At 40.5% G+C, this 12,250-nt stretch carries 9 protein-coding genes; 7 read left to right on the top strand and 2 right to left on the bottom strand.

The window, feature by feature from the left end; translation table 11 throughout:
* Positions 1–2: 2 nt before the first annotated feature.
* From EU510_RS01965 to EU510_RS01950, 4 genes are all read left to right on the top strand, one after another.
* Entirely contained in the window at positions 3–551 is a 549-nt protein-coding gene (locus tag EU510_RS01965; RefSeq protein WP_010553432.1) for a condensin complex protein MksE, read from the top strand.
* Positions 548–3,325: an ATPase gene (locus tag EU510_RS01960; protein ID WP_149592026.1), complete on the top strand. Its 2,778-nt coding sequence runs from the start codon at positions 548–550 to the stop codon at positions 3,323–3,325. The genes EU510_RS01965 and EU510_RS01960 overlap by 4 nt, the downstream gene beginning before the upstream one ends.
* 108 nt (positions 3,326–3,433) lie before the next feature.
* Positions 3,434–3,985, top strand: a complete 552-nt coding sequence (locus EU510_RS01955) for a DUF4136 domain-containing protein (protein WP_149592025.1) — start codon at positions 3,434–3,436, stop codon at positions 3,983–3,985.
* 124 nt (positions 3,986–4,109) lie between these two features.
* Positions 4,110–4,367 carry a hypothetical protein gene (locus tag EU510_RS01950; RefSeq protein WP_149592024.1) on the top strand — a complete coding sequence of 86 codons (258 nt, stop codon included), beginning with the start codon at positions 4,110–4,112 and terminating at the stop codon, positions 4,365–4,367.
* A 116-nt stretch (positions 4,368–4,483) separates the two neighbouring features.
* Here the strand turns inward: EU510_RS01950 and EU510_RS01945 are convergent, their stop codons facing one another.
* Positions 4,484–4,975 (bottom strand): peptide-methionine (S)-S-oxide reductase, encoded by a 492-nt coding sequence (locus tag EU510_RS01945; RefSeq protein ID WP_149592023.1) that lies wholly within the window; start codon positions 4,973–4,975, stop codon positions 4,484–4,486.
* Positions 4,976–5,145: 170 nt separating this feature from the next.
* On the opposite strand from EU510_RS01945, the gene EU510_RS01940 reads away from it, so the two are divergent.
* Complete coding sequence (locus EU510_RS01940) at positions 5,146–6,996, top strand: TonB-dependent receptor plug domain-containing protein (protein ID WP_149592022.1); 1,851 nt, start codon at positions 5,146–5,148, stop codon at positions 6,994–6,996.
* Between the two features lie 372 nt (positions 6,997–7,368).
* On the opposite strand, the gene EU510_RS01935 is transcribed toward EU510_RS01940, so the two are convergent.
* On the bottom strand, positions 7,369–7,632 hold the full coding sequence (locus tag EU510_RS01935) for a YkgJ family cysteine cluster protein (RefSeq protein WP_149592021.1): 264 nt from the start codon (positions 7,630–7,632) through the stop codon (positions 7,369–7,371).
* 169 nt (positions 7,633–7,801) lie between these two features.
* Between EU510_RS01935 and EU510_RS01930 the strand changes: the two genes are divergently transcribed.
* Together EU510_RS01930 and EU510_RS01925 are read left to right on the top strand one after the other, a co-directional pair.
* Positions 7,802–8,980, top strand: a complete 1,179-nt coding sequence (locus EU510_RS01930; RefSeq protein ID WP_149592020.1) for an efflux RND transporter periplasmic adaptor subunit — start codon at positions 7,802–7,804, stop codon at positions 8,978–8,980.
* Between the two features lie 2 nt (positions 8,981–8,982).
* Positions 8,983–12,132 (top strand): efflux RND transporter permease subunit, encoded by a 3,150-nt coding sequence (locus EU510_RS01925; RefSeq protein ID WP_149592019.1) that lies wholly within the window; start codon positions 8,983–8,985, stop codon positions 12,130–12,132.
* The last annotated feature ends 118 nt before the right edge of the window (positions 12,133–12,250 follow it).

Below are 12,250 nucleotides of genomic sequence, written 5' to 3'. Positions count from 1 at the left end.
CCATGACACACATAAACTTAGACGAGCTAACCCACCTACAAGCCATTAATAAAAAATTAGTAGCGGGTTACCACATTTGCGAGCAAGACAACGTAATGTGGCAAGAGCTTGACCAACACATAGAAGACTACACCGCCCTATTTACCGCTTTAGGTAACGATTTAAAACGCGACAGCCGTGGCTTTTATTACTTTGGTAGCGACGAAAGCACACCAAATATGGGCAAAATATCTCGTGCTATCGCGCTCACCATTTACATTTTAATTGAGCACTACGCCAATACGGGTAAAGACCCAATGCGCGCATTGTTTGACGACGTAAACGATTTAGAGCTTATGCAAACGCTGGTGCAAATTAACAAACATTTGTTTGATCAGCTTGAGATATTTTCAGGATCGGATTTGCGTAAAGACGTATACCTGCGCATGGTGCGCTTAGGTTTAGCCCGTGAAGTAGAAGGCGGGTTTATGCTACAAGCGCCAATTCACCGCTACATAGATGCATTAATGGAAGTAAACGAAGAAACCTATATTACAGAGGACGAGGAATGAAAAATCTATACGGACTAAGTAAACTCGCCCTACTTAACACCGCAGGCTATGCAAAATGTGTGATCCCGCTTGATAAAAGCAGCTCTATTTGCGCGCCAAATAACACAGGTAAAAGCTCGGTTATTAACGCCCTGCAGTTTCCGCTTATTAACGATTTACGCTTAACAGAATGGGACGGACACGATTTAGATGAAACCCGTAAGTTTTATTTTTCATCCGATCAGTCGTATATTTTACTCGAAGCTAACTTGCCTCATGGCTCGGTAGTAATAGGCGTTGCGGGACTTGGTAAAATTGCCGGTTACGCGCATCAGTACTTTTGTTATCAAGGAAAGCTTGATTTAGAGCAGTACACGCAAGGTAAAACTATTATTAAATTTACCAAGCTGTTCAACCATTTAAAATCGCTTAACTACAACCCTATTGAGTTAAAAGCACAAGAGTTAAACGCGCTACTGACTGGCGGCGCAACCCCATTTGACGGCGACATTAACTTAAAAATGATCCCGCTTAATAATGTGCAAGACTCCTCTATTTATAAAGAAATATTTAGACGTATTCTTAACTTACACAAATTAGGCGCAAGCGACGTAAAACGCTTTATGCTACGCGTTTTTGAACGCCATATGTCGAACTCTAAGGTCGACTTTTACGAAGTATGGCGCCGCTCGTTTGATAAAGTAAATCGCTCAAAACGCGAACTAAAAGCCCTTGAGTCAATGCAAGAGCCAATAGCCGCACTTGAATCAATGCTTGAAAATCAGACCGTGCTTAAAGGTAAATTAGCGGCGTACGCACCTAAAATTGACCAAGCACTGATTGACTTTGATACTTACCAAGAGGCGCAGCTAAATGAACTAGGTGTTGCACTTGAAGACATAGAACACGAAAAACACGAGTTTGAGCAAAAGCAAAGCCTATACGTGCAGCAATCGCGTGATATAGAGCGCAAACAAACCCAAATTGAGCAATGGTTTTTAGATTACAGCGCTCTAAAAAGCGAGTTTGAACTGGTAAATAAAGCCACCCTTAAAACCAGCCTTGGCCAGCTCAAGCACGATTACGAGTCGCTTTCGCACTCTATAACCAGCGCACAAGGGCAAAGCCTACATACGCTTGACTACCGCATTAGCGAAACACAAAAACAAATTAAGAGCTTAAAGCTGCAACTTAAAAACCTTGAGTTTAATTTGTTTACCCGCATGCGCGAAGACCTCTCGTTAAAAGAAGTAGAAGAAATATCGCGCATTTTAAACCCAGATATTCTCTCGTTTGCAACCACCACTAATGGCGATATAACCATTGATGATGAAGACGCGTTTGGTGAGTTTTTATCGCTACTTAGCGAAAACGTTAAAGGCGGCGTATTAACGCTACCAGGTGCGAGCATTAAGCTTAAAAAGCTCTCGCCTGTGCAAATGCAAAGCGGCGAAAACAAAGAGCAATTAACGGCGCAGTTAAGTGCGCTTGAACACTCTTTAAAAGAGTTTAAACAACAGCGCGAAGTAGCCGCTAATGTTGCCGATAAGCAAAAAGAAAAAGACGCACTATACGATGAGCTTATGAGTGCAGAGAGCGCTCTAAAACGCTTAGAACAGTTTGAGGTAATGCAGCAGTCGGTTGAAGCGCAAGCCATGCTAAAAGAGCAGTTATTAGCTGAGCGCGAACAAGTTGACGACTACCTGCAAGATATTCAAAAAAATAGCGGCTCAATTGCTGACAGACGCTCGTTAATTAAATCTAAACAAGAGCAAATTAATCGCCAAACTGAGCGCTTACGCCAAGTTAAGAGCGAGCGAATTGACCATACCCTTGATTTATACAGCGGCAAAGTAACCCCGTACATGATTGATATTACGGTCGACTTTGATAACTTAAGCGATCTTGTGCATCACTTTAATAAAGACTGCCAAGAGCTGCGTAATTTTGACATAAACGTGCGTAACACCTATTTGCATGTATATAACGCGGGTATTACTAAATTCGACAACGAAAACGACGAATACACTAAATACCAAAAGCTAATAAGCGCCTTTCATAATATTGATAACGAACGCAATGCTGTTGAGCGCCAAGCTCGTGTTGCGCTTACCGAAGTGGCCGCAACTATTAAAGGCTTACGAGAAGATTTAGACCGCCTTCGCCGCGAAATGAACAGCTTTAATAAAGGCATAAGCCAGCACCGAATTTCAAACCTGCAAGCGTTTAAAATTAACGTAATACCGCGCAAAATGCTGGTTGATAGTATCGATACCATTATCAGTACGTCGCATCAGTTTGAGCAAGGTGACACGCTTGATTTACTTAGCCAAGAACCGTACAGCGAAAGCGCGGTAAACGAAGCAAAAGATCACTTAATTAAACTCGCATCAGATAAAGCGGGTTTAACACTTACCGATTTATTTGATATTCGATTTGAAGTAGTTAACCGCGCAGGTGAAACCGAACACTTTGAAAAAATAGATTCGGCGGGTTCAAACGGCACACGTATTACGATTAAGTTATTGTGTGGCATGTTGTTTATTCGTTACTTATTAAGCGATCAGGAACAAAACCTATACCGTATACCTATTTACATAGATGAAGCGGCCGACATTGACCCACAAAATCAAAAAGCAATTATAGAAACCGCACTAAGCTTTGGTTTTGTGCCTATATTTGCCTCAGTTAAGCCACAAATAAGTTGTGACTACATTGTGCCTATTCGTTCAGTAAAAGACGGTGCACAAAACTGGGTAGATGAAAAAGATTGGATTGAAGTTGAACACAATTAATTGGCCGTTAAGGCAAACCAACTAAACTAAAATATAGGACGTTTAAATAATACACATTTAAACGATGTGTGTTATTTTAAATTAATGCATTTTATTGGAGCAAACGTAATGAAAAATATACTTATTGTTGCAGCGCTAGCACTTCTTACAGCCTGTACACAAACCCCTGATTGGGATTACGATAAATCAGCCAACTTTAGTAATTTTAAAACATTTGCTTGGGTAGAAAACGCCAGCCTAACTAAAGACACAAATAACTACCAAATTAATGGCTTAATGGAAAAACGTGTTCGCACTGCCGTTAACGCTGAGCTGAGCCAAACACTAGGTATGAGCTTAGTTGATGCAGCAAATGCTGATGTACTTGTTAACTATCATGCATCGGTTGATAAAGAGCTTGAAGTAGATACATTTAATGTAAACTACCGCCCGCATTGGGGTTATTGGGGTACTGGTTTTCAACGCGACACAACTGCGCGTGAATACGAAGTGGGCACACTGATTATTGATATTGTAGACCGTGAGTCAAACCAGCTAGTATGGCGCGGCGCAAAAGAAGGTCGATTAAAGAAAAATCAATCGCCAGAGCAACGTGAAGCATCAATTAAWAAAACAGTGAGCRAAATTTTAAGTAACTTCCCGCCGCAAAAGCAGCAATAAGTTAAAATTAGCTATAAGTAAGTTTTAAAAAAGCTCACGTAATGTGAGCTTTTTTGTATATAGATCACAGTACTCAAAACTTATACTAGGTCTGAAAGTTAATTAATCTATATTTTTGGTAAACATGAAGCAATCAAATAATACAAAACCAAAAAAGAAGCCAAAAATAAAACACGCTAATATTAGTAATAACAGAATGCTGTTAAACCAAATAGCATTCTCTTTGTTTTCATTTGCTTTAGGGCTATTGCTTGTAATAATCGCGGTAAAATCTATATACGACGGTTATGTACTTACACCAACAGATTATAGAGTTGAATCTGAGGTTTATTTTTTCTCGGCCTCGCCATTTGCTTATTTTTTAACCTTCTTTTTTATTTAGGATGTGGAATCTTTTTTTTAGCGGTACCTTACCTAAGCAGAGATATGTTTCCTCGTAAAAAAGAGAAAAAACTAAACAAAAAAAATTCAAAGCAAAACCATAAAAAATAGCTTAAATTAGCTCATTTTATACTTATGCAATAACTCAAGCGGTATATGGCAGTAATCATCAGGATGATTAGTTAAACGGTCTTGATGCTCAGGATCGCTTGGCACGTAGTTAGTTAGCAACTCTACTCCTACCACAATTTTATCAGCATCACTTCGCTGGCTGATATAATTGCTAGCGACCTTTAAATGGTCTTGGCTTTTGCTATAAATGGCAGTACGATATTTAGGGCCTACGTCATCCCCTTGTTTATTAATGCTGTATGGGTCAATAATTTCAAAAAAGTAGTCAAACAGTTTATTTAGAGTAACGGCGTTTGGGTCAAAAGTTACCTTTACGCATTCGGCATAACCATCATAGTCGCCATCTGTCGTTTTACTTGACCCATTAGCGCGCCCTGCCTGTGTACTAACAACGCCTGGTAAGTGTTTCATAAACTCTTGTACGCCCCACAGGCAGCCACCAGCAAAGTAAATAGTATTATGTTCTTTAGTATCCATTATAAATGTTACCCAATAAGTAAAGTGGTTAGCAAATGCAGTTATTAACAAATTAATGTACAATCGCGCACAAAATGACTGCTGTTATATTTAGCTATTTTATCATGCTCAAATGTAGGCTTTGAAATTAATTGTAACCGCAGCTACAAATAAAAAATGACGAGAAACACATGAATCGCACACCACACATTATATTACCTGCACTTTTATGCAGCGTTACCCCATTTGCTTATGCTAATACGCTACCTGATGAGTCAACAATCGAACAGATAACCGTTGAGGCTTCACCTACTGCAAATAAGTTGCCAGTAGGTACATTTGACTCGCCTATTTCTAATTTAGAGTACGACCCACGTGTTGATCTTCAATCGCGTAATATGGCTGAGGCGCAAGCTGATGTAACTATTCGTGGTGGGATTTTTGAAAACACCGGTTTTAGAGTAGGAAGCGCTACCCTGCTTGACCCGCAATCTGGCCATTATTTTGCTGAAATACCTATTGCACCACAAATGCTAAGTGGCCCAGATGTTTTAACCGGTGCTGATAACGCACTGTTCGGTATGAACAGCTCTGTAGGTACGGTTTCGTTTGGTTGGAAACCAATTATTACTGGCGGTAGTGTATCGCTTGGTACTGGCACAAACGACTTTAACCTGCAAAGTATTCACGCTGCTAAAAACACACAACTTGATAGCTTAGCTAATTATACTCTGGGCTTTGAAGGGGAGTATTCTCATTCGCAAAGTGATGGCACCATTGATAATGGCGATCATGACTTTTCGCGCGCCTCAGCACGTGTGCAATTAGCAAGCGAGCATAGCCAGACCGATTTATTTTATGGCTCGCAAGATAAGTTTTTTGGGTGGCCTAACTTATACACCCCTTTTGGCGTTAACGAAACTGAAGATTTAGAAACCCGCCTTTGGATGCTTAATCACAAACAAACCTACGCTGAAAACAGTCACTTTGAAGTATCGGCGTATTACCGTACCCATGACGATCACTATATTTACTCGCGCGAAAACCCTAGTGCATTTGAAGCTTTTCATAAAAGCGAAGTTAAATCGCTTGGACTTTCAGGTCACCATGAACAAAGTGATGCACTGGCAATAAATTACTCTGCACAATTTATAGATGACTCTATTGAATCAACCACACTTGAAAACAACTTTACTTCACGAAAGTATTATAAGCTGAGTATATTGCCTGAATACACAATAGCGCTAAAAAACCAACAACTTACCTTTCGTTTAGGCGCAGCCTACGACGATACAAATCGTGATGATGCTGAAGCATCAGCTATTGGTGATATAACCTTAAACACCCAAAATAGTGACGGCACAGCGCAAACTATTTATTTATCATACGCGCAAGCGAGCCAAGTTGCAGGCTACACAGCCATTGGCGGCAGCGATTCAGGCGGGTTATTTAGAAGTAACTACAACCTTGAGCGCGAAACCACTTCAAACTTAGAGTTAGGGTTATTGCTTGAAGAACAAAGCTGGCAGTTAAATTCGGCTATTTTTTATCGAAAAGATAATAACTTAACCGATTGGACCTTTAATTTTGATTCAACTTCAGCGCGCTTTGCAAACCCGGTTGATATTGATACAGCAGGGGTTGAATTTTTAGCGACTAAGCACTTTGATACAGCAAAACTTATAGCAAGCTACACGTATTTACATAAATCAGAAAACTACGGCGCAGCCGATATTGATGCCAGTTTTTACGCGTTAAACTTTCCTGATCACCGTTTAACACTTGGCGCTGTGTACAACCCAACTGATATTTTAGAATTTAGAATAGATAACGAATGGCGTACACAACACAAAAATGCACTTAGAAACGGCAATGATAACGCGTTATTTACCCAGCTAACACTTAAAATAACTCCGCCACAGTTGAGTAATTTATTTATCACCTTAGCGGCAGATAACTTATGGGATGAGTCGTTTGAAGAAATACCAGGTACACCAGGGCGCGGTGAGCAATATACGTTAAGCGCAACGTATAGCTGGTAGAAAATAAAGCCAGCGTTTACGAACTCAATTTATACTTTGGTTTGTAAACGCTGTGTTTATTTATATAAAAGTGCAGTTTTTAGGAAAAAATATTACACAAAGAGAAAAGAATTAGGAGTAAATGAGAAAAACAAAAGCCAACTATTACTTTAAATTAATCTCCTCCTCTAAAAGCGCAGCGCCTCCTCCCTCTTTGTGAATAAATCACTTTTACAGGCTTTGCCTGTCTCGTAAGCAAGCTTCACATCTACACAAACCTACACTTTGGCGGTAAACGCAGAGCTTGCTCGCGTGAAAAGCACAGCTTTTAATGACTTAAAATAAATACTCACTAATAGATAAGTGTAAATATATGTGTATTTTAATAGCTCACTAAGTGAGCTCTTCGAGCTCTGTAATAAGCGCTAGAGCTTGTGCATTTGTTGACCCGCACACATCAAACGTGGCGCTAAAATCGCTACACACTTTAGGCCGACTTTCATCACCAAATAACTTACATAAATTACGTTCGTCCAGTTGAATACAGTGCTCTCCGGCTTTTTTACCATTTGGCATACCTGGAATAGGCGAACTAATACTTGGTGCAATACAACATGCGCCGCAGCCTAGCCTGCAGTTCATTGATTCGGTTTTCATAATTTCCTCTGAATAAAAAACACTTACTTTAATTCCTTTTTAGGGACGTAATTAGCCGCATGTTGAGTTGTAATGTACATATGTAATGCTTTGTTACATCTTAAAACAGCTTGTAAACACTTTATTGCGTATTATTACTGTGTCACCACCAATTATGAAGGAATGCCTTGTGGCTACTACAAAACAAATAATACTCCCAATCGCTGTTTTAGCAGGCGGTATTGCTTTAGCTTTCGCCTTTATGGCAATGAAAAAACCGCCCGAAGAAAAGCCAGAGCAAGATTTACGTCCTTTAGTAGCAACACAAAGCGTACTTTTAGATTCTATAACGCTCGATGTTAAATCGTACGGCATTGTTAAACCAAAGTATCGTACCGAGCTAATAGCACAAGTTAGCGGGCAAGTTATTTCGGTATCAGATCAATTTGTTGAAGGCGCGTTTGTAAAGCAAGGCGATATTTTAGCACGAATTGATGCAAATGATTACGAGGCAGACTTTATTGAAGCACAAGCAGGTTTAGCACAAGCAAGCTCAGCACTTGAAATAGAACGCGCACAAGCACATGTAGCAAAAGCTGAATGGGAACGTATTAAATCCGACTCAAGCGAAGCTATTGCATCAGAACTTTATTTACGAAAACCACAGCTGGCCGAAAAACTAGCGCGTTACCGCTCTGCTCAAGCAAGTGTTAAGCGTGCTAGCCGCAATCTTGAACGTACTTATGTTAAAGCCCCTTATGATGCCATTATTAATGAGCGCACAATTAGCTTGGGATCAGTAGTAAACCCAGGTAATAGTTTTGGCGCACTAAGCGCAACCTCAGTTGCAGAGGTACGTTTACCGGTTGCCGATCAAGAACTGCAATATTTAAAAAATGGCGGCGTAGGTTCAAACGTTACATTTAACGCAGAATACGCGGGTAAGCAAACAATGTGGCAAGCCAAAGTAATTCGCACCGAAGGTGTGGTTGATCAAACAAGCCGCATGAGCTACTTGGTTGCACAACTTTCAACACCTTATGGCGATAAAACACGCCCTCTTCGTTTTGGTTCGTACATTAACGCTACCATTGAAGGTCGCCCGCTTGATAACGCAATTATTGTTGCGCACCACTTAGTTAAAGATAATAAAATTGTAATTTTAAATGACGATTTAACATTGTCGTTTAAAACCCTCAATATTATACGCGAACAAAACGGCATGATTATAGCCAGCCAAGGGTTAAAAAATGGCGAGCAAATTGTTACCTCAGCGCTTGAATACCCAACTGAAGGTATGGCAGTAAAAGTTGAAGATATTGCGCCTGATAAAACTGATGTAACTCAACTTGCGCTGAAAGAGGAATAATCATGAACACTCGTGAAACAGGGTTAATAGCATGGTTTGCCCGAAATCCCGTTGCAGCCAACCTACTAATGATATTTATATTAGTGGGCGGTATTTTAATGGCGATGACCATTCGCAAACAAATGTTCCCACAGTTTGAAAGCAACTGGATAAGCGTACAAGCAGTTTACCCAGGTGCAGCCCCGCAAGAGGTTGAAGAAGGAATAACCATAAAAGTTGAAGAAAACCTCGAAGGCATTGAAGGCATTAAACGCCTAATTACTTACTCTAACCGTGGTTTTTCACAAGCGTGGATTGAAATAGAAGAACAATACAATCCACAAGAAGTACTTGATGAAATTAAAGTACAAGTTGATTCAATAAACACCTTTCCTGCGGGAATGGAGCGCCCTGTTGTGCGCCGCGATAAGTTTGAGCAAGAGGTAATGATACTCGCGCTTTACGGCGACATGAGTAACTACCAGTTAAAAGAGCTTGGTAACGATATAAAAGACGAGCTACAAGCACTGCCTCACGTCAACCTTGTTAATTTTAACGGCGGCTTAGAATATGAAATTGGTATAGAAGTCAGCCCTGATAAACTGCGCGAGTACGGCTTAACATTTAGAGATATTGCAGGCGCTGTACAAAACTTTTCGGCCAATATGTCGGCGGGGCAAATACGCTCTGAAAACGGTTATATTTCGATGCGTGTTGAAAAACAAGCCTACCGTGGTTTTGAGTTTGAAAAACTGCCACTTATTACCCTTGCTGATGGTGCACAAATTTATTTAGGCGATGTTGCAACTATTAATGATGGCTTTGAAGAAGGCCTACAATATTCAAAATATAATGGTAAAAATTCACTCTCGTTTGAAGTTAACGCATCAAAAGATCAAGATATTACCGATGTAGCAAAAGTCCTTAAAAGTTACATGGCAACTAAAGAGCCACTTTTACCAGCAGGCGTTAAGCTCTCTCCTATTGTTGATTTAACTTACTACCTTGAAGGTCGACTCGATATGATGGTCGATAACATGATTTGGGGTGGCTTGTTAGTAATGATAGTGCTGGCACTATTTTTACCGCTACGCTTAGCATTTTGGGTAATGATGGGCTTACCGGTGTCTTTTCTGGGCGCCTTTTTGTTTATGCCTATTGGCTTTTTAGATGTAACAATTAACCTAGCCTCACTCTTTGCCTTTATACTTGTGCTCGGAATTGTTGTTGATGACGCCATAGTTGTGGGCGAATCAGCAAGCGCCGAAATAGAAAAATACGGCCACACTCTTGATAATGTTGTACGCGGTGTAAAACGTGTTGCGATGCCAGCAACCTTTGGTGTATTAACTACCATTGCGGCATTTTTACCGCAAACAATGGCAACCGGCCCTGGCGCTGCTTTTTCTAAAGCAATTGGTGGCGTGATTATTTTATGTTTGATTTTTTCACTCATTGAATCAAAACTTATTTTGCCTGCACATATCGCAGCAATGAACCCACGTAAACCAAATCCTAAAAACCTATTACATCGCTTACGAATGGTGATTGATAGCAGTTTAAAAGGCTTTGTAAATAACTACTACCTTCCTTTTGTTGGCCGCTGTATTCACTACCGCTATACCGTAATTGTCGGCTTTATGTGTTTGCTTATTGTAAGCGCAGGTATGTTTGCAGGTGGTTTAGTTAAATTTGTACCAAACCCTAAAATACCGCACGACTTTCCACGTATTGATATAGAAATGAACCTTGCTTCGTCTGAGCAAGCAACGCTTGAAACCGCACGTAAAATAGAAAGCGTGTTGTTAGAGGTCGATCAGCAACTACAAGAGCAATACGGTAAACCGATGATCCGCGATTTATCGGTAAGTCTGCGCGGACGAACGCAAGCAAATATTATGGCCATTTTGGTAGAGCCTGATTTACGCCCTATCGATACCTTTGCCCTAAGTGCGTTATGGCGCGAGCAAATGCCCGCCCTACCAGGCATTAAAACCATGACCATTCAAGACAGTATAATGAATGGCGGTCGAGATGATGGCGACGTTAGCTTTAAACTTGAAGGCAAAAATGCTGACGAGCTAAAAGAAGTGGCTGGTAAATTAAAATCCAAATTACAAACAATGGAAGGCGTTGGCGACGTAAACGATTCAATGCAAAGCGCTACCGACGAAGTGCAACTTGATTTAAAACCACTCGCTTACAGCATGGGTTTAACGCTTGCTGATGTAGCATCGCAAGTAAGCTTTAGTTACTACGGCTTAGAAGCGCAGCGAATATTGCGTGAAGGCGAAGAAATTAAAGTGATGATCCGCTACCCAGAAGACGAACGTAACTCAATTAGTGACATAGCAAGTGTGCGTATTATTACGCCTACTGGCGCTGAAGTACCGCTAAGTGAAATAGCCGAAGTTAAATTGGTTGACGGTGTAAACCGTATTCGCCGCGAAAACTCTAAACGTACTGTAAACGTATGGGCTGCGGTAAATACCGACCAAGCCGAACCATTTGCAATTGCAGAAGAAATTCGTGATGAATACTTACCAACATTACTTAAAAGTTACCCTGGCGTTACAAGTGATGTAGCTGGGCGCATTCAAGAAGAAATGGATAGTGCTTCAGAGCAGCTTCGTGACTTTGGTATATCAATGATGATTATATTTGCCTTGTTAGCGATTCCGCTTCGCTCTTACTCGCAGCCACTTATTATAATGTCGGTTATTCCGTTTGGTGTAGTTGGCGCGATGTTTGGCCATATGATTTTAGGTATGACTATGAGCAGCTTATCAATGTTTGGCATTATTGCTGTAGCGGGTGTGGTCGTAAATGACTCCCTCGTTATGGTTGATTTTGTAAACAAAGCACGCGCTGAAGGCGTTGCGATTAAGGATGCTGTAATGCAAGCCGGTGCTCGTCGCTTTAGAGCGATATTACTTACCTCAATCACGACTTTTATTGGTGTAATGCCAATTATTTTTGAAACGAGTTTACAAGCTAAAATTGTTATCCCAATGGCTGTATCACTTGCTTTTGGTGTGTTATTTGCCACAGTAATTACACTGATACTTATACCGTGCCAGTATGTTGCACTAGAAGATGCTAAACGATTAGTACGTAAAATGCGTGGCAAGCCACCACTAGTAGATGCCCAACCAGCGCCTACTCACAGCTAAGTTAAGTAACATCCCAACCAAAAAAGCTCGGCATATTATGCCGAGCTTTTTATTTTTAGCTTAAAAATGATATTCACCTATTTCCTAACAATACTTCTATTACTTATTTTTTAACACG

Origin of the sequence: Pseudoalteromonas sp. FUC4 (assembly GCF_008370255.1) — a bacterium.
In the GTDB taxonomy this organism is placed as follows: Bacteria; Pseudomonadota; Gammaproteobacteria; order Enterobacterales; family Alteromonadaceae; genus Pseudoalteromonas.
Note: the sequence above shows the minus strand (reverse complement) of the source record. Positions and strands in the feature narration are given on the sequence as shown.